The sequence below is a fragment of the Sulfitobacter geojensis genome, assembly GCF_000622325.1.
Lineage (GTDB): Bacteria > Pseudomonadota > Alphaproteobacteria > Rhodobacterales > Rhodobacteraceae > Sulfitobacter > Sulfitobacter geojensis.
Genome location: NZ_JASE01000005.1, coordinates 1,629,998 through 1,651,461, shown reverse-complemented (window position 1 = coordinate 1,651,461; position 21,464 = coordinate 1,629,998). Strand labels below are relative to the sequence as shown.

18 protein-coding genes are annotated in these 21,464 nt (G+C 59.1%); 6 read left to right on the top strand and 12 right to left on the bottom strand.

Features of this window, described 5'->3' with window-relative positions; genetic code table 11:
* Positions 1-112 precede the first annotated feature (112 nt).
* Complete coding sequence (gene acnA / locus Z947_RS0110020) at positions 113-2,902, top strand: aconitate hydratase AcnA (protein WP_025044174.1); 2,790 nt, start codon at positions 113-115, stop codon at positions 2,900-2,902.
* A gap of 99 nt (positions 2,903-3,001) precedes the next feature.
* Entirely contained in the window at positions 3,002-3,688 is a 687-nt protein-coding gene (locus Z947_RS0110015) for an SDR family NAD(P)-dependent oxidoreductase (protein WP_025044173.1), read from the top strand.
* A gap of 62 nt (positions 3,689-3,750) precedes the next feature.
* Here the strand turns inward: Z947_RS0110015 and Z947_RS0110010 are convergent, their stop codons facing one another.
* From Z947_RS0110010 to yajC, 9 genes are all read right to left on the bottom strand, one after another.
* Positions 3,751-4,290, bottom strand: coding sequence for a DsbE family thiol:disulfide interchange protein (locus tag Z947_RS0110010; protein WP_037938838.1), 540 nt, complete (start codon positions 4,288-4,290; stop codon positions 3,751-3,753).
* The gene (gene ccmD / locus Z947_RS0110005; protein ID WP_037938836.1) at positions 4,283-4,453 is read right to left on the bottom strand and encodes a heme exporter protein CcmD; all 171 of its coding nucleotides are present in this window, start codon (positions 4,451-4,453) and stop codon (positions 4,283-4,285) included. The genes Z947_RS0110010 and ccmD overlap by 8 nt, the downstream gene beginning before the upstream one ends.
* Positions 4,450-5,184: a heme ABC transporter permease gene (locus Z947_RS0110000; protein ID WP_025044170.1), complete on the bottom strand. Its 735-nt coding sequence runs from the start codon at positions 5,182-5,184 to the stop codon at positions 4,450-4,452. The genes ccmD and Z947_RS0110000 overlap by 4 nt, the downstream gene beginning before the upstream one ends.
* Positions 5,185-5,249: 65 nt before the next feature.
* A complete protein-coding gene (gene ccmB, locus Z947_RS0109995; protein WP_025044169.1) occupies positions 5,250-5,906 on the bottom strand; it encodes a heme exporter protein CcmB in 657 nt (218 codons plus the stop codon).
* The gene (gene ccmA, locus Z947_RS0109990; RefSeq protein WP_025044168.1) at positions 5,903-6,520 is read right to left on the bottom strand and encodes a heme ABC exporter ATP-binding protein CcmA; all 618 of its coding nucleotides are present in this window, start codon (positions 6,518-6,520) and stop codon (positions 5,903-5,905) included. Before ccmA ends, ccmB begins: the two co-directional genes overlap by 4 nt.
* Before the next feature lie 6 nt (positions 6,521-6,526).
* On the bottom strand, positions 6,527-6,880 hold the full coding sequence (locus Z947_RS0109985; protein ID WP_025044167.1) for an Mth938-like domain-containing protein: 354 nt from the start codon (positions 6,878-6,880) through the stop codon (positions 6,527-6,529).
* A gap of 148 nt (positions 6,881-7,028) precedes the next feature.
* Complete coding sequence (gene secF, locus Z947_RS0109980; protein WP_025044166.1) at positions 7,029-7,997, bottom strand: protein translocase subunit SecF; 969 nt, start codon at positions 7,995-7,997, stop codon at positions 7,029-7,031.
* Positions 7,998-8,000: 3 nt separating this feature from the next.
* Positions 8,001-9,650, bottom strand: a complete 1,650-nt coding sequence (gene secD / locus Z947_RS0109975) for a protein translocase subunit SecD (protein ID WP_025044165.1) — start codon at positions 9,648-9,650, stop codon at positions 8,001-8,003.
* Positions 9,651-9,695: 45 nt separating this feature from the next.
* Complete coding sequence (gene yajC / locus Z947_RS0109970) at positions 9,696-9,974, bottom strand: preprotein translocase subunit YajC (RefSeq protein WP_025044164.1); 279 nt, start codon at positions 9,972-9,974, stop codon at positions 9,696-9,698.
* Between the two features lie 211 nt (positions 9,975-10,185).
* On the opposite strand from yajC, the gene serS reads away from it, so the two are divergent.
* Both serS and Z947_RS0109960 read left to right on the top strand, forming a co-directional pair.
* A complete protein-coding gene (serS, locus tag Z947_RS0109965; protein ID WP_025044163.1) occupies positions 10,186-11,478 on the top strand; it encodes a serine--tRNA ligase in 1,293 nt (430 codons plus the stop codon).
* A gap of 76 nt (positions 11,479-11,554) precedes the next feature.
* Positions 11,555-12,268 (top strand): tryptophan-rich sensory protein, encoded by a 714-nt coding sequence (locus Z947_RS0109960; protein WP_025044162.1) that lies wholly within the window; start codon positions 11,555-11,557, stop codon positions 12,266-12,268.
* Positions 12,269-12,327: 59 nt separating this feature from the next.
* On the opposite strand, the gene der is transcribed toward Z947_RS0109960, so the two are convergent.
* The 3 genes from der to Z947_RS0109945 form a co-directional block, all read right to left on the bottom strand.
* On the bottom strand, positions 12,328-13,791 hold the full coding sequence (gene der / locus Z947_RS0109955; protein ID WP_025044161.1) for a ribosome biogenesis GTPase Der: 1,464 nt from the start codon (positions 13,789-13,791) through the stop codon (positions 12,328-12,330).
* A 71-nt stretch (positions 13,792-13,862) separates the two neighbouring features.
* Positions 13,863-15,233, bottom strand: a complete 1,371-nt coding sequence (locus tag Z947_RS0109950; RefSeq protein WP_025044160.1) for a PQQ-like beta-propeller repeat protein — start codon at positions 15,231-15,233, stop codon at positions 13,863-13,865.
* Positions 15,234-15,298: 65 nt separating this feature from the next.
* Entirely contained in the window at positions 15,299-16,000 is a 702-nt protein-coding gene (locus Z947_RS0109945; protein WP_025044159.1) for a hypothetical protein, read from the bottom strand.
* Positions 16,001-16,242: 242 nt separating this feature from the next.
* Here Z947_RS0109945 and Z947_RS0109940 point away from each other — a divergent pair, with 242 nt between their 5' ends.
* On the top strand, positions 16,243-17,496 hold the full coding sequence (locus Z947_RS0109940) for an efflux RND transporter periplasmic adaptor subunit (RefSeq protein ID WP_025044158.1): 1,254 nt from the start codon (positions 16,243-16,245) through the stop codon (positions 17,494-17,496).
* Positions 17,493-21,392, top strand: a complete 3,900-nt coding sequence (locus tag Z947_RS0109935) for an efflux RND transporter permease subunit (protein WP_025044157.1) — start codon at positions 17,493-17,495, stop codon at positions 21,390-21,392. Before Z947_RS0109940 ends, Z947_RS0109935 begins: the two co-directional genes overlap by 4 nt.
* Positions 21,393-21,464 lie beyond the last annotated feature (72 nt).

Sequence of the window (21,464 nt, the reverse complement as noted above, 5' to 3'; positions counted from 1 at the left end):
CCATGGTATACAAATATACCCAAACCCCATGAATAGTGGTTGATTAGCCTGCCAGAGAGTGGCATTTAGGCCCCAACATCCCATAGCCAGCAGCCCAGAAAGGGACCGTTCCATGACCATTCAAGTCGGACAGGACACAGCCAAGACACGTAAAACGATCACCGCCGGTGACCAGACAATCGCCTATTACTCCATTCCCGCCGCTCAGGAAGCCGGGCTTGGCGATTTCTCGAAACTGCCTGCCGCGTTGAAAGTCGTGTTGGAAAACATGTTGCGCTTTGAGGACGGCAAAACCGTTACCGTCGATGACATTAAGGCGTTTGCCGAATGGGGTGCCAAGGGCGGCCAGAACCCGCGCGAGATTGCGTATCGCCCTGCCCGCGTTCTGATGCAGGATTTCACCGGTGTTCCAGCCGTTGTTGACCTCGCCGCGATGCGCGACGGTCTGGTGGCGTTGGGCGGCGACGCGGAAAAGATCAACCCGCTGAACCCTGTCGATCTGGTCATCGACCACTCTGTTATGATCGATGAATTCGGCAATCCGCGTGCCTTCCAGATGAACGTCGACCGCGAATATGAACGCAACATGGAACGCTACACCTTCCTCAAGTGGGGCCAGAAAGCGTTTAACAACTTCCGCGTTGTGCCCCCCGGCACCGGCATTTGTCACCAGGTAAACCTTGAGTATTTGGCACAAACAGTCTGGACCGACAAAGACCAGAACGGCGAAGACGTGGCATACCCTGATACGCTGGTCGGCACCGACAGCCACACCACCATGGTCAACGGCATGGCCGTTCTGGGCTGGGGCGTTGGCGGTATCGAAGCCGAAGCCGCGATGCTGGGACAGCCGATTTCAATGCTGATCCCCGAAGTCGTCGGCTTCGAGCTGACAGGCCGCATGATGGAAGGCACCACAGGTACCGACCTTGTGCTGAAAGTTGTTGAAATGCTGCGTGAAAAAGGCGTGGTCAGCAAGTTCGTCGAATTCTACGGTGAGGGTCTTGACCACCTGCCACTGGCGGACCGCGCAACCATCGCCAACATGGCACCGGAATACGGCGCGACCTGTGGCTTCTTCCCGATCGACGGCGAAACCCTGCGCTACATGCGCACCACGGGCCGGGACGAAGACCGGATTGCACTGGTTGAAGCCTACGCCAAGGAAAACGGCATGTGGCGTGATGCGGATTACGCACCGATCTATACCGATACGTTGTCCCTAGACATGGGCACTATCGTGCCTGCGATCTCCGGTCCGAAGCGTCCGCAAGACTACATCGCGCTGACATCCGCGCACACCGCATTTGCCGAATACGTCAAAGGCGTGCGCGAAGGCAAAGACGCCACCGTCAAAGAGGAAATCCGTTGGGAAGGTGAAGGCGGTCAGCCCGAGCCACAGGACATCCCCGGTGACGAAGGCCACCACAACCGTGGCTACGTGATGACCGACGATGGCCACTACCAGCTGCACGACGGCTCTATCGTGATTGCGTCGATCACATCCTGCACCAACACATCCAACCCCTATGTGATGATCGGTGCCGGTCTGGTGGCCCGCAAAGCCCGCGCATTGGGTCTGACTCGCAAGCCTTGGGTCAAGACGTCGCTGGCACCGGGCTCGCAGGTTGTGAGCGCCTATCTTGAGGCCGCCAACCTGCAAGAAGACCTTGATGCGATTGGTTTCAACCTCGTCGGTTACGGTTGTACGACTTGTATCGGCAACTCCGGCCCGCTGGAGCCTGCGATCAGCAAGGCGATCAACGATTATGACCTGATCGGCACCTCGATCCTGTCCGGCAACCGCAACTTTGAGGGCCGCATCTCACCTGATGTGCGTGCAAACTACCTCGCGTCGCCTCCGCTGGTTGTGGCCTATGCGCTGGTCGGTGATCTGAACCACGATCTGGCCAACAGCCCGCTGGGTCAGGACAAAGACGGCAATGACGTTTACCTGCGCGACATCTGGCCAACAACGCAAGAAGTTGCCGAGCTGGTTGAACAGACCGTTACGCGCGAAGCGTTCCAGACCAAGTACGCAGACGTCTTTAAGGGTGACGAAAAGTGGCAGGGCGTCGAGATCACGGATGCCAAAACCTACGATTGGCCACCAGCCTCCACTTACGTCCAGAACCCGCCTTACTTCCAGGGCATGTCACCAGAGCCGGGCGTGATCACCAACATCGAAGGCGCGAAAGTACTGGCTGTTTTGGGCGATATGATCACCACCGACCACATCTCCCCTGCCGGTTCCTTTAAGGAAGAAACGCCAGCCGGTAAGTACCTGACCGACCGTCAGGTTTCCCCGCGCGAATTCAACTCCTACGGTTCGCGCCGTGGTAACCATGAGGTTATGATGCGTGGCACATTCGCCAACATCCGCATCAAGAACGAGATGCTGGACGGTGTCGAGGGTGGCTATACCAAAGGCCCGGATGGCGCACAGACCTCTATCTATGACGCGGCCATGGCGCATCAGGCAGCGGGCACACCGCTGGTGATCTTCGGCGGTGAGCAGTATGGCGCGGGTTCTTCCCGTGACTGGGCGGCCAAAGGTACAGCGTTGCTGGGTGTGAAGGCGGTTATCGCCGAGAGCTTTGAGCGTATTCACCGCTCCAACCTCGTTGGCATGGGCGTCATTCCGTTCGAATTCACCAATGGTGATACGCGCAAGAGCCTTGGCCTGACAGGCGAAGAGACTGTTTCTATTTCCGGTCTCGACACCATCAAGCCACTTCAGGAAGTGCCTTGCACCATCACAATGGCGGACGGCACCGTGAAAGAGATCACTCTGAAATGCCGCATCGATACTGCGATTGAGATCGAATACATCGAGCACGGCGGCGTGTTGCACTACGTTCTGCGCGATCTGGCCAAGGGCGACGCGATCGCAGCTGAATAAGCCACGGTACTGACACAGGATAAAGGCCCCCGCTGCGCATTGTAGCGGGGGCCTTTTTCGTTATCCTGACAGGCGAACCCGATGCCGAAAGGACTGTGGATGAAACCTGTCGCCCTGATCACCGGCGGTGCCCGTGGCATCGGCCGTGCCATCGCTGCCGAACTGGCCCCCGATCACACCGTTGCTGTCACTTATCACAGCACACCGCCGGATGCGCTGCTGCGCGATTGCCCCGATGTCCTCGCCTTGCCTGCGGACCTATCGCAGCCCGATGTTGCAACGGATGTTGTTCAACAGGTCGTCACGCGGCTGGGCCGTTTGGATGTCCTCATTAACAACGCCGGCGACATCGCCATGGATGATGATGATCCGATGCGTACTTTTGCCGTGAACCTTACTGCCCCCATGAAACTGCTTGATGCCGCCCTGCCTCACCTGCACAGCGGCGCAAGTGTGATCAATATTTCATCGGTGAACGCAGAACTGCCCGCGATGGGTGCCGTGGGGTATTCCGCCAGCAAAGCGGCGGTGAACACATGGACACGCGGCATGGCTAAAACGCTCGGTCCCAAAGGCATCCGCGTCAACGCCATCGCCCCCGGTGCCATCGAACGCAGCGAGGCCCCCCGCCCCCCTGAGCTGGTCAAAGCCTTTGTCGACATGACCGCGCTGGGGCGATCCGGCGTTCCGCAAGACATCGCTAATGTTGCGCGCTTCCTTGCTTCTGACGCTGCCGGATTTATCACTGGCGAAGTTATCACCGTATCGGGAGGCTACAGACTTTAACGTCCGAACGTCATCTTGCCGATAAACTCACGCAGGTGACTTCAACAGCAAGCCGGTACGCGTTAGTCCGCCATCGCCGCTTCCAACGCCGGTAAAAAACGCTGTTCATAATCGCTGCCGATCAAGGGTCCGGCAAATCGGAACAGAACCGTACCATCGCCGTCCAGAATGAAGGTTTCAGGCGGGGCGGTCACACCCCAGTTAATCGCGGTACGCCCTTTGGGATCAAAGCCGATACCGGCAAACGGATTGTCATCTTCGGTCAGGTATTTGGTCGCATTTGCAGCCGTGTCTTTGAAATTAATACCGATGATCGGCAGGCCCTGCGCTTCCATCTCCAGCAGCTTGGGGTGTTCGGCGCGGCACGGCGGGCACCAGCTGGCCCAGAAATTCACCAGTGTCACCTCGCCCGACGCAACCATATCGGGGGTCGCAAAGGCAAAGCCCGGCAAGGGGTCGGCGGGCAGTTCAGGTGCCGCCCGCCCCACCAATGTGGATGGCAAACCTTGTGGATCGTCGCGGTACATGCCCACCGCGGCCAAGGCGACGAAGCCTGCAAATATCACCGGCGGCGCCAGCATAAGCGGTGAAAACCTAGCCATTTTTTACTGCCTCGCGATTTGCATCCGCTTCAACCTGTGCCAGTTCCGCGCGCGCCTTGCGACCACGGCGCACTGTCATGCCAAGCAGGACGGCGAGCAAGATCAGCGATGCGCCATAGGCCGATACAACTTCGACCGCGTATTTTCCAAGATCCGGCATCATAGTTCCCGCTCCTGCCGGCTGCGCAGCGCTTGGGCGCGCCGCAACCTGATTTCTGTGCCTGTGCGATACAAGACAAGGGCGACAAACAATAAGCCAAAACCGATCATCGAGATCATCAAGGGCACGAAAAAGACATCCGATACCGTACGTCCGCCTGTCGCCATCGGCACCGATGTGCCCTGATGCAGCCCTTGGTTCCAGAACTGCACCGCATAGCGCGACAACACCGCAAAGACAGATCCAACCAGACACAGCACTGACGTCAGATCCGCCGCCGTGTCCGGGTCTTCCACCGCTTCCCAAAGGGCGATGTAGCCTAGATAGAACAGGAACAAGATCAAAAATGATGTCAGTCGCGGATCCCACGCCCACCACGTGCCCCACATCGGCTGGCCCCAGATTGCCCCTGTAATCAACGCGATAAGAGTCATTACAAGGCCGACAGGTGCAGCCGCCTTGGCCGCCAGTGCGCTGACGTGATGCCGGCGCACCAGCCAGATCAGCGAGGTGAGCAACATCATGAACCACGCGTTAATCGCCATCAGCGCGGACGGCACATGCAGGTAAATGATTTTGACTGTGGACCCCTGACGATAATCATCAGGCGTGCCGAAGAACCCCCAAATCAAGCCTGTGCAGATACAGAATGCCGCCGCCGCCCAAAGGTAGGGTTGCAGTTTCGCGCTAAGGGCCAAGAACTTGACCGGATTTGCATAAGACCAGATCGACATAGCGCTTATCTATTCTTCCCGTTTGGCACCCTCAATGGGCAAATGATCGCAGTGTCGTGAGCCATCTATCGCAGCCCCATCCGCAACACCGCAGCACTGGCAAAGGGCATCAAGGCGATGGTGCCCAAAGTGATCCCTGCCAGCATCAGCAAGGGCGTCGACGGGTCAAGCCCCATCGAACCGCGCCGCGCCGCCTCCGCCCCGAAAATCAGCGTTGGCACGTAAAGCGGCAACACCAGCAAGGACAACAACAACCCCCCGCGTTTGATACCGACAGTCAGCGCGGCCCCAAAGGTGCCAATGACCGACAGGGCCGGCGTGCCAAGGGCCAGCGACAGAACCAGCCAGCCATATCCCGATGCGGGCAGATTCAGCAAAACACCCAGCACCGGTGCGGCCAAGACCAAGGGCAGCCCCGTGGTCAACCAATGCGCGAGGGCTTTGACGCTGACGGCTGCCTCCAGCGGCAAAGGGGCCGTCAGCAGCAGGTCGAGCGTGCCATCCTCGTAATCCAGCGCCAAAAGGCGATCAAGCGACAGCAAACAGGCCAGCAGTGCCCCGAGCCACAACACACCCGGCGCGATACTGCCCAGCAAAGCCGATGTGGGCCCGACACTGAATGGAACCAAGGTTGTGACGATCAGGAAAAACGCGAGACCAAGACCAAAACCGCCACCAGCCCGAAAGGCGAGCCGCAGGTCACGCAGCAACAGGGCAATCACAGGAAGGCCTCGTCGCTGGCACCGGAAAAGTGATCAGGTTTGGCGCGAAAGGGTGTGATATCAAGCACTTCGGCTTCAAGGCCAAGATCAATATGAGTGGCGATCAGGGCCGCGCCACCCGATGCCAGATGGGCCCGAACGGCACTCGCAAACATCGCAACGGCGTCAACGTCCAAGGACACAGTAGGTTCATCGAGCACCCAGACCGGACAGCCCGTCACCAACAGGCGCGACAAACCCAACCGGCGTTTCTGGCCCGCCGATAAAGTGCCAGCCAGACGATCCGCCAACGGGTGCAGTGCATAGGCATCAAGCGCCGCATCAATCGCGCCCCCGCCAAAAACCTGCGCCCAGAATTGAAGGTTTTCACGCACGCTTAGCATCGCTTTGATCCCGTCGGCGTGGCCAGCATAGGCTATGGCGTCGTCCGCGCCCGAAATGGTGCCGCTGACCGGCGCTTGCAGCCCTGCGATGGTGCGAAGCAAGGTCGTTTTACCCGCCCCGTTCGGACCGCGCAGGATCAAGGCCTGCCCGGCCGCCAGCGCAAAATCCAGCCCTGCAATGACCGGCACACCGCCACGCGCAAGGGTCAGGTTCTGGGCGCTCAACATCATTGGGGATCAGACCGGGATCAAAGCCAGCGCAACCCGGCGCCCTTCGCTCAGCAGCACATTATAGGTTCGGCACGCGGCGGGGGAGGACATGGCCTCAACGCCCAAACCGACCTCTTGCAGCGCGTCCAGCACGTCATCGGGTAAATGCGCAACATCCGCACCAGTACCGACAAACAGAACGTCCACCAGATCCTTGAGCGCAATCAAAGCGTCGGTATCACCAAGACCTGCCCAGCTGTGCGTACCAAGCGGACCGGTAATTACCGGTCCGTTAATCAAATTTCCGCCGATGCGGAAAAATCCGGGGCCATAGCCGTCTATCGGTGCCGAATCATTATAAGAGATCTCGTTCAGGCGCATGGGTTTCCCTTTTCAACGCGGCACCACGATCTTAGCCGAAACCGGACCTGCGAAACAGACCGGCCGCAGAAATAGCTTTGGGTCAGGATGATCCGCCGGTTTCATTCTAGCAAATCCCCCGATGTTTCGGACGCTTTAGCGCGCCCTATCAAGCATCGATATTGGCGTATTGGTTGCCGGCATTCGCATCAGGCTTGGACCAGTCACGTTTCACACCAAGGTACAGCAGGATCGCTGAGGCCACGAAGATCGACGAATATGTACCAACAATCACGCCCCAGATCATCGCAAAGACGAACCCGCGGATCACGTCACCGCCCAGCACAAACAACGCAATCAACGCGATCAATGTCGTGAAAGACGTCATGAAAGTACGCGCCATGGTTTCGTTGATCGACAGGTTCAACACATCCTTAAGATCGCGTTTCTTGTATTTGCGCAGGTTCTCGCGAACGCGGTCAAAGACCACAACCGTATCGTTCAACGAATAGCCCACAATGGTCAAAAGCGCGGCAATAATGGCCAGATCAAAGCGGATTTGCAGTTCCGAAAAGATGCCGATTGTCAGGATCACATCATGCACAAGCGCCAGTACAGCCCCCGCCGCAAACTGCCATTCGAAGCGCAGCCAGATATAGATCAGCACCGCACCAATGGCCAAAACCACCGCGATTACAGCCGTCTGGATCAATTCGCCCGAGACTTTCGGCCCGACCGATTCGACCGAGGTAAACTTGATATCGGGGCGCACGGATTGTAGCGCGCCCTCGACCGCTTCGATTACATCGGTGGTTACCGCCTCTTGGCCGTCTTGCGCCTGAATGCGGATCATCGCCACGTTCTGATCGTCGCGAAACGAGGGGTCGAAAACTTCGGTGATGCTGACATCACCAAGCCCCAATGCGTCAATGGCACCGCGGTATTCGGCAATGTCCACAGCCATCGGGCTTTCGGAACGGATGGTCGTGCCGCCGCGGAAGTCGATACCATAGTTCAGCCCTTGCATCAGGAACGACCCGAAGGCGACGATCATCATCAAGCCGGAAATGCCCAGCCAGATCTTCCAGCGGCTAAAGAAATCAAAATTCGGTGCTTCGTTGAACAGACGCAGACGCATGTCTTAAACCTCAATCGTTTTGGGACGTGCCCGTTCAAACCAGATCACCACCAACAGGCGGGTGACAAAGATCGCTGTAAAGACCGAGGTGATGATGCCAAAGCCAAGCGTGATCGCAAAACCGCGCACCGGCCCGGACCCCATGACAAACAGGATCACAGCGGTGATTAGCGTGGTGATGTTCGCGTCAATGATCGCGGACAAGGCTTTCTCATACCCCAGCGAGATCGCGCGCGCCGGCCCTTTTGCTGTTTTAAGCTCTTCGCGGATACGCTCAAAGATCAACACGTTGGCGTCCACCGCCATACCCACCGTCAAAACGATGCCCGCGATCCCCGGCAGGGTCAGCGTGGCCCCCACAAGGCTGAGCAGGCCAAAGATCATCGCGACGTTGATGATCAGGGCGATATTGGCGAAGACACCGAACAGGCCGTAGCTGACGAACATGAAAAACAACACGGCAACAAAGGCCACGATCGTCGCGATCTTGCCCGCGTCGATGCTGTCTTGTCCCAGTTCCGGCCCGACGGTGCGTTCCTCAAGGAAATCAAGCCCCGCAGGCAAGGCCCCTGCCCGCAGCAGGATTGCAAGATTGGTCGAGGTTTCGACATCGAAGTTGCCGGTGATAATGCCCGAACCGCCGGGAATATGGCTTTGGATGGTTGGGGCGCTGATTACTTCGTCATCCAGCACAATCGCAAAAGGCGATCCGATATTCGCCGCTGTGTAATCGCCAAATTTGCGCGCGCCAGATGTGTTAAACCGGAAGGACACGGCAGGCCGGCCGTTCTGGTCAAAGCTGGGTTGCGCATCGACCAGTTCTTCGCCGGTTACGACCGGCGCAGTTTCAACGACGTAATACGCACCCGGTTCGTCGACTGAGGGGATCAGTTTGTTCCCGATACCGGGGTTGGCATTGGCGTCAGATCCGCGGCTGACCACAGGGCTGAACGTCAGCTGTGCCGTCGTGCCGATGATCTCTTTCAACTCGGCAGCAGACCCGATGCCCGGCACCTGAATCAGGATACGTTCGGCCCCCTGACGCTGGATCGTGGGTTCGCGGGTGCCAACCTCGTCGATCCGGCGGCGGATAATCTCAAGTGATTGCTGCATTGTGCGTTCGTTGGTCGCCTGCTTTTCAGCCTCCGACAGGGTCACGATGATCACACCCGCATCGCCGCGCACGTCAATATCCGTACCGCCCGCGCCCGTTAGCGTAGCCACCGGTCGCGCCAGACCGCGCACGATTTCCATCGCTTCGGCCATCTTGGTTTCATCATTCAGGCGCACCCGCAATTCATCCGCCGGCGATTGCTGCCGGCGCACAGGGGTCAAACTGCGCAGCGCGTCACGCACTTCGGGCCATTGTGCGGCCATCCGGTTTGCGTAAACTTCTTCAACACGCACTTCGGCCAGCAAATGTGCACCACCGCGCAGGTCCAGCCCGAGGTTGACCAACTGCGAGGGCATCCATTCCGGCCAAAGCGCCTTTTGCGCTTCCAAGGCTTCTGTGCTGCCCGAAAGCTCGATCTCGGCAACCGCGTCGTTATGTTGCTCGACCGGCGCATAAAACGCATTCGGCAAAGCCAGCCAAATTCCAAGCGCACAGGTAAGCGCGATCAAAATCCGTTTCCACAGATCTATCTGAAGCATATCAGCGCCCTCTCTCAAGCTGGCGGTTTTGGCGTGGGGGGTGGATTATTTCGCGGGTTCGGTCTTGGAAATAACCGTCGCGATGGTGGACTGGATCACGCGGATTTTCACGCCATCGGCCACTTCAACTTCCAGTTCGCCGTCATCTTTCACCTTGACGACCTTGCCGATGATGCCGCCTTGCGTCACCACCTGATCGCCGCGGCGCAGCGCCGCAACCATCGCCGCGTGTTCCTTGACCTTCTTTTGCTGCGGACGGATCAGCAGGAAATACATGATCGCGAAGATCAGAATAAGGGGGATGAATTGCTCGATACCGGCCATCGTTTAGTCCTTTTATACGCAGAAGGAGGCAGAAATCCGCTGCCTCTCGAAGTTTGCCAGAACCTAAGCGCGGTGTGGGGTGTGTGCAAGGTGCAAAGGGGGAATTGGGTGGACAGTTTTGCAAGGGCCGCAAAGGCGCAAGACGTCTACCACCTGCGCGCGGTTTAGGGCATAACGCGCCTAATACGACTCAAACCCAAGGACTGCCCCCATGCACGACATCCGCGCCATCCGCGACACGCCCGAAGCCTTTGACGCCGCCCTTGCGCGGCGCGGGGATGCGCCCATGTCGGGCGCGATCCTGAAACTTGACACGGCACGACGCGAAAAAATCGGCGCGGCAGAGGCGGCACAGGCCGAGCAGAACAAGGCGTCCAAACTGGTGGGTGCCGCCAAGGCCAAAGGCGACGAAGCCGAGTTCGAGCGGCTGCGTGCGCTGGTCGGCGAAAAGAAAGAAGAAGTCGCCGCGATGCAGGCCGAGGCCAAGGCGCTGGACGCCGAGTTGACCGACATGCTGGCCCGCATCCCCAACAGCCCCGCCGAAGATGTGCCCCAAGGCGCGGATGAAAATGACAACGCCGAAGTCAAGAAATGGGGTGATATCCCTGCATTTGATTTCAAACCGGTTGAGCATTTTGAGATCAAGGGCGTCGCGCCCTCGATGGATTTTGAAACCGCTGCCAAGATTTCCGGCAGCCGGTTTGTTTTGCTGTCCGGTGCTGTGGCCCGCATCCACCGCGCACTGGCGCAGTTCATGCTGGATACCCATGTCGATGAAAATGGCCTGACCGAAGTGAACCCGCCCGTGCTGGTGGGCGATGATGCCATGTATGGCACTGATAAACTGCCGAAATTTGGCGAAGACAGCTATCAAACCTCCGAGGGCATGTGGCTGGTGCCGACCTCTGAAGTGCCGTTGACCTATACGGTCGCGGGCGATGTGGTCGAGGAAGCAAGCCTGCCCCGCCGCTATACGGCACATACGCTGTGTTTCCGCTCCGAAGCGGGGTCGGCGGGCCGCGACACGTCCGGCATGTTGCGCCAGCACCAGTTCGAAAAGGTCGAAATGGTCAGCGTCACGATGCCCGAAGAAAGCGATAACGAGCAAAAGCGCATGCTGCGTTGTGCAGAGGATATTCTGGAACGATTGGGCATTCCGTACCGCACGGTTCTGCTGTGCACGGGTGACATGGGGTTTGGCGCGCGCCGCACCTTTGACATCGAAGCTTGGGTCCCGGGACAAAATACCTACCGCGAGATTTCTTCGGTTTCGACAACGGGTGATTTTCAGGCACGTCGGATGAACGCGCGGTTCAAACCCAAGGATGGCGGCAAACCGCAATTCGTACATACGCTGAACGGGTCGGGTTTGGCCGTAGGGCGGTGCCTGATTGCAGTGCTGGAAAACGGCCAGCAGGCCGATGGCTCGGTTGCCTTGCCGGCAGTGCTTGCGCCCTATCTGGGCGGCAAGACCACGCTGACCGCCGAAGGGAACCTGGCCTAAAAACGGTCAGGCAAGATTTGCATTTATGTCCTGACGGTCTAGGTTTGATTGCGAAACCGGACCGAAAGGACATGACATGGCCAACGCCCGTTTTGTTTTCGCCCTTGGCTGCTTTTTGCTGAGCTTGCTTTTTGCTGCATCGCCGCTTTTTGTGGAGAGTTTTGCGGGGTTTGACCCGAACCAGTTCCCTGTGCCGCAGGACAATCCGCCTGTGCAGCCTGCCGGATATGCTTTCGCCATCTGGGGGGTTATCTATGGCTGGTTGATCATCGGCTTGGGCTGGGGACTGGTTAAAGCGTATCAGGACGGGCAATGGCACGACATGCGCAAACCTTTGGCTTTATCCCTGCTTATCGGGTCCGCATGGCTGGCCGTGGCCGTCGCCAGCCCGATATGGGCCAGCGTGTTGATCTGGGTGATGTTGCTCAGCGCCTTGGCCGCTCTTTTCCTCGCGCCGGTCAATGATCAGACTTGGGCCGCGTGGCCTGTCGGGCTTTACGCGGGCTGGCTGTCTGCGGCTTCATGCGTATCACTGGGATTGCTGGCGGCAGGGTACGGGTTTCTGGATCAAACGACCGCTGCGTTGGTCTTTGTCGGGCTTGCGATCGTCATCGGGTGCTTCGTGCAAAGCGCTCTGGGGCGCGCGCCGACCTATGGGATCGCAGTGATCTGGGCATTGGTCGCCGTGATCGTTCAGAATCTCGAAACCACACCGCTCGTGGCCTATGTGGCGGGCGGCGGGGCACTGGTGATGTTGGTGCCCACGCTCAAGGCATTTCGCGCAATGTAAAGCGCTGTGCGCTTTCTTTCACAGAAAGCGGCCGGAAACTTTGAAAGTTTCCGCGCGCCCTAATCCTTGCGACGCCCGTCGGTATGTTTGCGCAGCTTGCTTGGCGGTGCTTTCTTGCGGCCCTTATAGGGATTCGCATCGTTCTGACCGCGCATCCACAACCGAATCGGCGTGCCCGGCATGTCGAAATCGATCCGAAGGTTATTCACCAGATAGCGGCTGTAGCTGTCAGGCACCTTGTCAGGATGGCTGCACATCACCACAAATCCCGGCGGACGGGTCTTGGCCTGTGTCATATAACGCAGCTTGATGCGCTTGCCTTGTGGCGCGGGGGGCGGATGCGCCTCCATCATGCCGGCAAGCCAGCGGTTCAACTGGGCTGTGGTCACGCGGCGGTTCCATGTTTCATAGGCCCGCATGATGGCTTCGTGCAGGCGGTCCAGCCCCCTGCCCGTTTTGGCACTGACCGTGATCAGCGGCGCGCCGCGCAGCTGTGGCAGCAAACGTTCAAAGCTTTCCTTGAGGCCTTTCAACTTGGCCTGACGGTCCTCTTCGATGTCCCATTTGTTCACCGCGATGATCACCGCGCGGCCCTCGCGTTCGGCCAGATCGGCGATGCGCAAATCCTGCTGTTCAAACGGGATTTCAGCATCCAGCAAAACTACAACAACCTCGGCGAATTTCACTGCGCGCAGACCGTCGGAGACGCTGAGTTTCTCCAGTTTTTCCTGCACTTTGGCCTTTTTGCGCATGCCTGCGGTATCAAAGATACGCATCGGCACGCCATTCCATTCCTTGCGCAGGGAAATCGCATCGCGGGTGATCCCCGCTTCGGGGCCGGTCAGCAGGCGATCCTCGCCCAAAATCTGGTTGATCAGCGTCGATTTACCCGCATTCGGGCGCCCGACAACCGCGACCTGCAAAGGTTTGGCATTTGTCGGCACCGGCACCGCATCACCGTCGTCTTCGTCTTCTTCGCTCAAATCGACATCGGTTTCTGGGGCATCGTCCATTGCGCGCTCGGCATGCGCATCGGCCAGCGGCACGAGCATCGAATAAAGGTCGTTCAACCCTTCACCATGCTCGGCGGACAGGCTGATCGGCTCTCCCAGACCCAGCGAATAGGCCTCAAGTGCGCCCGCTTCGCCGGCTTTGCCTTCGGCCTTGTTGGCAGCCAGAATCACATGGGCGGAGCGTTTGCGCAGGATGTCTGCAAAGACCAGATCGGATGGCGTGATACCGACGCGCGCATCCACCATGAACAAACAAACGTCGGCCATATCCACCGCGCGTTCCGTCAGACGGCGCATGCGGCCCTGCAGGCTGTCGTCGGTGACTTCCTCCAGTCCGGCGGTATCAATGACTGTAAAACGCAGATCGGCCAGCCGCGCGGCACCTTCGCGCAGATCGCGCGTTACGCCGGGCTGGTCGTCGACGAGGGCAAGCCGTTTGCCGACAAGGCGGTTGAACAATGTGGATTTGCCCACATTCGGGCGGCCCACGATGGCAAGGGTAAAGGACATTTCATAGCTCCATCGGCCCGAAATACATCGCGCAGGGCCGGATCAAGCTTGGCCTTTAGACCATTTCGCGCTCAACGGAAAGCAAGCAATTGGCCTTTGCGCGAAACCACATACAGGGTGCCACCGGCAACGACCGGCGCGGTTGTTGCCCCACCGGGGATTTCGACACTGCCGCTTAATGCACCGTTAACAGGGTCAAAGCTGCGCAACACACCGTCGTTGGAGGCGACGATCACGCGACCACCGGCCACAACCGGACCATGATGGGCAAACACTGTTGCCTGACGTTTTGGCCGCGATTTCACAAAGTTCGGCAAAGCAGTGCCCCAGATCCGGCTGCCGTCAGACGCATCAAGACGCAGAAGTTCGTTCAAATCGGAGATGACAAACACGCTGCCGCCAGCCGGCCAGACCGGCGCAATTGCACCGTCGCGGGCGGTCCAGATTTTATCGCCACTGCCAAGGCTTAGCGCGGACAGGCGGCCGGACTGGTTGCCGACAAACAGGCGGTCTCCTGAAACCACAGGTGCAGACGTGACGTCGGAAATTGACGACAGCGCACGACCGGGGCGTTTGCCAAGTACCGAAGACGTCCAGCGGGACAAGCCCCCCTGCCGGAATACAGCCTGAATTTCACCCGAGCCGTAAGAAAAGATTGCCAGCTGATCGGTCAGCGCCGGTGCAGGTGTGCCCAACACGTTGTTCACGCTGGTGCTGCCGTTGGTCTGCCATTCGATGCGGCCGTCGGTTTTGTTTACGGCCCAGCCTGTGTCATCGCCAGCGGTCAAATAAACCAGATCACCGTAAACCGTGGGCGCACCGGAACCGGACGCATCAAGGTCTTGCGTCCAGCGCACCCCACCTGTGGCAACGTCCAGCGCTGCCAACACGCCATATCCGATCGAGACGTAAAGCGTGTCGCCCTGAACGGCCATCCCGCCGCCGGAGCCCTGCCCCTGCTTGTCGCTGGCAGGCGTCAAATCGCGGCTCCACAATGTGGCCCCCGAAGTTGATGTTGCCGTGACGGTCGCCCCTGCATCCAGCGTAAAGACGCGGCCGGCATCTACAACCGGATCGGCCGTAATGCGGAATTTGCGGCTGTCACCGTCCCCGATATCCGCGGACCATGCCAGTTGCACTGCCCCGCGCAGCGCTGGATGGGACGGACGGTATTTGGCTGTGCCGGTGGTGTGGGTCCAGCTGGTGTTGGATTTCGGCGCGCCGAGAGAAATCGGACGGCTGGTGTTTTCCGCAACACCGGTGTTTTCAACCGGTGCGCCCAGCGCAGGGTTTTGCAATACGGCGCTGACATCCTCGCGCGGACCAGGCAGATAATCCTCACGCTCGTCACAGGCCCCCAGCATCAAGGTGGCGGCCAAAAGTGGTGCCCCCCAGAGTTTTGCCCCAAACGAAACCGTCCCGAACGACGTCGAATATGTCATGGCCCTGCTCACTTTATGCTTACTCGCTCTCTTGCCCGGCTGGCCTTGACCGCGGGACCCGTCGATTAATTGCCCTGAAGTACGTCACCGGCTTGGGTAAAATCAGCTGAATTTGGTACCACCGGCTCGCCTCCCAAGGCCACAATTACCTGTAGGGCGCGTTGTTGCAAGTCTGTGCTCACCTCTGCGTCGTCGACAATTGCCTGATACCCGCTGATCGCTGTGTCGATATCACCGGTTTCAATATCGATAAGCGCCAGCTGTTCCTCTGCCAAAAGGCGCAGCACATTGCCCGGCTGTGCCATGGCTTCAAACGCCTGACGTCGATCTGCCACCGGCATGTCCGTGCCTTGCAGGGTCACTGCTTTGAACGCAGCAATCTGGCGGTAGATTTCCGGCGCATCGCCGTCAACTGCCAGCGTATTCAGTGTGTCCGCCGCCGCCTGCGTGTCGCCGGCTTCGGCCTGCTCTGCCGCTGTCATCATGCGCAACACCGCAGCCGAGGTAGGCGTCGCGGCGTCAATGGCTGCCAAAGCCTCAGCACGTTCACTGCGATCGTCAATCGACAGGGCCGCCAACATCGCATCGCCCAACCCTTCAGCCTGCGCCCGATTCTGCGCTTTGGTGTACTCGGAAAACGCAGCCCCACCGACAATTGCCAGAATCGCCACAACCGCAATCCAGCCATAACGGCGCAGCAGGCCATACAGCCGGTCGCGACGGACCTCTTCGTTTACCTCTTCGACAAACCCGTCAGTATTGCTCATGAAACGCGCCCCGTACCCCAGTGTTTGGCCCCTCTTACCGTGCGGCGGCGGGCAAGCCAAGTGCCGGTAACATTCCTGTTGGGATGCCACTTACCGCAGCTGCCGTCACCGGCGGCACAAAAACGGAGGGATTATGTGCAAAAAAACGCACATCTAAACTAGTTAGTTCACTTATCTTACACTACATAGCACCTAATTACGTCGGGCAACGGGTCCGGCACATCAGCCCCCGGGGATGCTCTATGCGTATTTTCTCAATTCTGGCCGCGATAGCGCTCACTGTCATATTGGCGATGTCAATTCTCGCACGGCCACAGCTTTCCGCCTTTTTCGGAAGTTCCGAAGCCGCGACACCCCCGGCGGACGCCCTGCCTGCCAGCGAAACGGTCCAAACGGCGGATGCAGACGCTCCGCCCCGAAAACTGGTGAAAGTCATGGTGCGCAAGGTTCAGGGCCGACAGGTCGACAGCGCGGTCATCCTGCGCGGCGAAACAGAAGCGGCGCGACAGGTTGATGTGCGCTCTGAAACTTCGGCGATTGTGACCTCTGCCCCCTTGCGCAAAGGCACGCAGGTGGCCGCGGGGGATGCAATGTGTGTGCTGGATGCAGGCACCCGTGGTGCGGCATTGGACGAAGCCCGCGCCAGATTGTCCGAAGCCCAATCGCGCGTGCCCGAAGCCGAAGCCCGTGTTGAAGAGGCCCGCGCACGCCTGCAAGAAGCAGAGATCAACCAGAACGCCGCCGCGCGTCTAGGCGAAGGCGGCTTTGCCTCGCAGACCCGCGTTGCAGGTGCGGATGCTGCCACGGCCGCCGCCAAAGCAGGTGTTTCAAGTGCAACCTCCGGCCTGTCAGCTGCCCGTTCCGGGATCGAGGCCGCAACCGCAGAGGTTGCCAAAGCGGAAAAGGAGATCGACCGTCTGGTGATTTCGGCACCCTTTAGCGGGCTGTTGGAAAGCGACACCGCAGAACTGGGCAGCCTTTTGCAGCCCGGTGCCCTTTGTGCCACGATTATCCAGCTCGACCCGATCAAACTGGTCGGCTTTGTCCCCGAAACCGAAGTGAACCACGTCACCCTTGGCGCGCAAGCCGCCGCGCGGCTGGCAGCGGGCGGGCGTGAAGTTGTCGGCAAGGTGACCTTTCTGTCGCGCTCGGCTGATCCGCAAACCCGCACATTCCGCACCGAAATCGACGTGCCAAATGCTGACCAAAGCATCCGCGACGGGCAAACCGTCGAAATCACCATCGCCGCTGAAGGGGTCAAGGCACATCTGATCCCGCAATCCGCGCTGACCCTGAATGACGAAGGGAACCTCGGCGTGCGGCTGGTTGACGGCGATGCTGTTGTGGCCTTTGCCCCCGTTGATATCATGCGCGACACCTCCAAGGGGGTCTGGGTTACCGGCCTGCCTGATACGGCGGATGTGATTGTGCTGGGGCAGGAATACGTCACCGCTGGCGTCACTGTTGACCCGACATGGGAAGAGGTATCGCAATGACCGGTATTGTCGATTGGGCTGCTGAACGGGCCCGAATGGTCGTTGCCTTTATCCTGCTCAGCCTTGTGGTTGGCGGATATGCCTATTCGACCCTGCCCAAAGAGGGTGAACCGGACATTGAAATTCCGGCGCTCTTTGTCTCTGTGCAATTCCCCGGCATTTCGGCAGCGGACAGTGAAACGCTGCTGGTCAAACCGATGGAAACTGAATTGTCCGATCTGGACGGGTTGAAACAGATGTCCGGCACGGCGGCAGAAAACTATGCCGGTGTGGCGCTGGAATTCGAATTCGGCTGGGACAAGACCAAGATCATGGCCGATGTGCGCGACGCCATGTCGACGGCTGAAAACCTGTTTCCAGACGGGTATGAAAAATACAGCATCAACGAAATCAACTTTTCCGAGTTTCCGATCATCATCGTTAACCTGACGGGTCCCGTTCCCGAACGCACAATGGCGCGGGTGGCGCGTGATTTACAGGACGACCTTGAAGGGCTGGACGCAGTTCTTGAGGCCGGCCTTGCCGGGGATCGCGATGAGATGCTTGAGGTGATCATCGACCCCTTGCGGCTGGAAGCCTATAACGTCACGGCGGGCGAATTGATCAATGTGGTGCAGAACAACAACCAGTTGATCGCAGCCGGCGAGATCGAGAATTCCCAAGGGGCGTTTTCGGTCAAAATTCCATCTTCCTTTGACGAGCCACGCGATGTCTACGCCCTGCCCGTCAAAACCAACGGCGACCGCGTTGTGACCCTTGGCGATCTGGCGCAGATCAACCTGACGTTCGAGGACCGCAAAGGCACCGCGCGTTTCAATGGTGAAAAGACGCTGGCGCTACAGGTCGTGAAGCGCAAGGGTTACAACCTGATCGACACCTCGAAGATGGTAAAACAGATCGTCGAAGAACGCTCTGCCAACTGGCCGGACGGGGTGCAGGCAGCCGTGACCGTCGGCACGTCGAACGATCAAAGCCGCGTGGTCGACTCCATGGTGCAACAGCTTCTGGGGTCTGTGTTCACTGCGATTGCATTGGTGATGATCGTCGTTTTGGCCGCGCTGGGGATCCGCGCCGCGCTGCTGGTGGGTTTTGCAATTCCGACCTCCTTCCTTTTGTGTTTCGCCTTCCTCGCGCTGATGGGCATTTCCGTGTCCAATATCGTGATGTTCGGTTTGATTCTGGCCGTTGGTATGTTGGTGGATGGCGCCATTGTAGTGGTTGAATACGCCGATGCGCGTCAGCAGCAGGGCGATGGCCCCATGCAGGCCTATACCGAAGCGGCCAAGCGCATGTTCTGGCCCATTATTTCCTCCACCGCGACCACGCTTTGCGCGTTTTTGCCGATGCTGTTCTGGCCGGGTGTGCCGGGGCAATTCATGGGGATGTTGCCGGTCACGTTGATCTTCGTGCTTTCGGCGTCATTGGTGGTGGCGCTGATCTACCTGCCGGTTATGGGCGGTGTGACGGGGCGGCTTGAACGCTGGATGGCTGACAACATGGAAGCCATCGCCGGCCTGCGCTGGTTCTTGCATTTGCTGCTGTTCCCGCTGGCCATTGCGATGATTATGCTGCCGATGTCCCTGATGTCGCCCCTGTTTGGCGTGATATCTGCGCAATTCGCGGCGATGGATGGGTTGAATGTGCTGGGTTCGGTCATTCCGACTTTTGCGGCCGTCTTCCTCTGCATCGTAGCGCTCAGCGCATTGGTTGCCATTGGATTGGCCGGTGCCATGATGGCCTTGCTCGCCTTCTTTGGTGTGTTCACACGTGCAGGGCGCGGCGGGCGCTGGGTCACGTCGAAACTGTTCCGCACGGCGCCCGATCGCATCGAAGCAGGGTATCGCCGGAACGGGTTTGGCCGGTTGATGGCCGCCCTTGTCGGCAATCCGGCGATGCCCCTGGTCACCGCTGGTGTGGTATTTGTCTTTGTCGGCACCGTGATGATCTTTTTCGGGAATAACTCCAAAGGAGTTGAGTTCTTTGTCGAATCCGAACCGGAACAGGCCATCGTTTATGTCCTCGCACGCGGAAACCTGTCGCTGGACGAAAAGGACGATCTGCTGGAAAAGGCCGAAGCCATCGTGCTGAAACACCCCGGCGTTCAGACGGCCTTTGCTTTTGCGGGCGAAGGAGGGCTGGACAGCAACACAGGCGGCGCACAAGCCCCCAAAGACAGCATCGGGCAGATCCAACTTGAGACGATCCCCTGGGAGGACCGCCCCAACAAGGTTGATAAACTGTTTACCGTTCCGTTTTTCGGTTTCGACGTGAACCGCGAAACGCAGGATCCGGCCTATGACGGGGACGTGATCATTGCGGAGCTCACCGAAGAACTGTCCAACATTCCCGGGATTCAAATCGAAATTCTGGCGCAGGCGCGCGGCCCCGCCTCTGGCAAACCGGTGCATCTGCGTCTCAAAGCGGACAGTTTTTCCGATCTGATGACCGCCGCTGCGCTGGCACGTGCGCAATATGAAAACACCCCCGGCCTGACCCTGATCGAGGACACCCGCCCCCTGCCCGGCATCGACTGGCAGATTGACGTGGATGTCGAGAAAGCGGGGCGCTACGGCGCGGATGTGGTGACTGTGGGCGCGATGGTGCAACTGGTCACGCGCGGCCTGCTTCTGGACACCATGCGGGTGGACAGTTCGGACGAGGAAATCGAAATCCGCGTCCGCCTGCCCGAGGATGATCGTGTGCTTAGCACGCTGGACACGTTGAAGGTGCGCACGCTGGACGGTCTGATCCCGCTGAGCAACTTTATCACGCGCACGCCGGTCCCCAAACTGGCGGAGATCAACCGCGTCGATCAGAAACGCTATCTGGATGTCAAAGCCGATGTAGCACCGGGCTTGATGAAAGTGGTCAAGACTACCCGCGTCGAGGATCAGGATGTGAATACGACACTCGCAACCCTGCGTCCGGCGGGCAATGACGCCGATTTCACCGCCACGGACGGCACGCCGTTCAAGATCAGCGCACGCACGGAGGCGGCCCGCGATGTAGATCTGGTGGCAGGGATCACGGATGGGTCGCTTCGGATGGTGCCGATCAACGCGAACGAACGCATCGCAGAGATCACCAAATGGCTGGATGAAAAACCGCTGCCCTTTGGTGTGACCACGGAATGGACCGGCGATCAGGAAGATCAGGCGGAATCGCAAGCCTTCCTCAGCTCGGCCTTCACAGCAGCGCTGGGGCTCATGTTCATCATCCTGCTGGCGCAGTTCAACTCGTTCTATAACGCTATTCTGGTGCTGCTGGCGGTGGTCTTGTCGACGACCGGCGTGCTGATCGGGATGCTGGTGATGGATCAGACCTTTTCCATCATCATGACCGGTACGGGGATTGTGGCCCTTGCCGGCATTGTGGTGAACAACAATATCATCTTGATCGACACTTATCAGGAATATGAACGCTATATGCCGCGGATCGAAGCGATTGTCCGCACCGCGCAGGCCCGTATCCGGCCGGTGTTGCTGACCACGATCACCACGATGGCGGGCCTTGCGCCGATGATGTTCGGCCTTAGCCTCGACTTTGCCCAAGGCGGTTATACCATCGACAGCCCCACGGCCCTGTGGTGGAAACAGCTCGCGACAGCGGTGGTGTTCGGTCTTGGCATTGCAACGGTGCTGACGCTGCTGGTCACGCCGTCCATGCTGGCGATCCGCGTCTGGGCCACCACTTATGTGCGCTGGATTGCGCGCCTGCTGGCCAGAATGTCGATGGGGCGCGCCAGCAAAGCTGCCCGTGATTGGGCCTTGCACCGCGACACCAAGCGCAGACTCGCTGATGAACTGATCTGGCAGGCCGACCCGTTCGAGGCCCCGAAACCCGCGCCTGCGCCTGTGCCTGCTGCGACGACAGCACAAGTTCCGGCGGCCGAATAATGCTGATCAAGCAGATGTGAGCGGTTCCCCCCTCACATCTGCCCCTGATCTGGCTAGGTTTGGGTAGATTCA

Coding starts and splice junctions, on each gene's coding strand:
- acnA (WP_025044174.1), top strand. CDS start 113: ATGACCATTCAAGTCGGACAGGACACAGCCAAGACACGTAAAACGATC.
- Z947_RS0110015 (WP_025044173.1), top strand. CDS start 3,002: ATGAAACCTGTCGCCCTGATCACCGGCGGTGCCCGTGGCATCGGCCGT.
- Z947_RS0110010 (WP_037938838.1), bottom strand. CDS start 4,290: ATGGCTAGGTTTTCACCGCTTATGCTGGCGCCGCCGGTGATATTTGCA.
- ccmD (WP_037938836.1), bottom strand. CDS start 4,453: ATGATGCCGGATCTTGGAAAATACGCGGTCGAAGTTGTATCGGCCTAT.
- Z947_RS0110000 (WP_025044170.1), bottom strand. CDS start 5,184: ATGTCGATCTGGTCTTATGCAAATCCGGTCAAGTTCTTGGCCCTTAGC.
- ccmA (WP_025044168.1), bottom strand. CDS start 6,520: ATGATGTTGAGCGCCCAGAACCTGACCCTTGCGCGTGGCGGTGTGCCG.
- Z947_RS0109985 (WP_025044167.1), bottom strand. CDS start 6,880: ATGCGCCTGAACGAGATCTCTTATAATGATTCGGCACCGATAGACGGC.
- secF (WP_025044166.1), bottom strand. CDS start 7,997: ATGCGTCTGCGTCTGTTCAACGAAGCACCGAATTTTGATTTCTTTAGC.
- secD (WP_025044165.1), bottom strand. CDS start 9,650: ATGCTTCAGATAGATCTGTGGAAACGGATTTTGATCGCGCTTACCTGT.
- yajC (WP_025044164.1), bottom strand. CDS start 9,974: ATGGCCGGTATCGAGCAATTCATCCCCCTTATTCTGATCTTCGCGATC.
- serS (WP_025044163.1), top strand. CDS start 10,186: ATGCACGACATCCGCGCCATCCGCGACACGCCCGAAGCCTTTGACGCC.
- Z947_RS0109960 (WP_025044162.1), top strand. CDS start 11,555: ATGGCCAACGCCCGTTTTGTTTTCGCCCTTGGCTGCTTTTTGCTGAGC.
- der (WP_025044161.1), bottom strand. CDS start 13,791: ATGTCCTTTACCCTTGCCATCGTGGGCCGCCCGAATGTGGGCAAATCC.
- Z947_RS0109950 (WP_025044160.1), bottom strand. CDS start 15,233: ATGACATATTCGACGTCGTTCGGGACGGTTTCGTTTGGGGCAAAACTC.
- Z947_RS0109945 (WP_025044159.1), bottom strand. CDS start 16,000: ATGAGCAATACTGACGGGTTTGTCGAAGAGGTAAACGAAGAGGTCCGT.
- Z947_RS0109940 (WP_025044158.1), top strand. CDS start 16,243: ATGCGTATTTTCTCAATTCTGGCCGCGATAGCGCTCACTGTCATATTG.
- Z947_RS0109935 (WP_025044157.1), top strand. CDS start 17,493: ATGACCGGTATTGTCGATTGGGCTGCTGAACGGGCCCGAATGGTCGTT.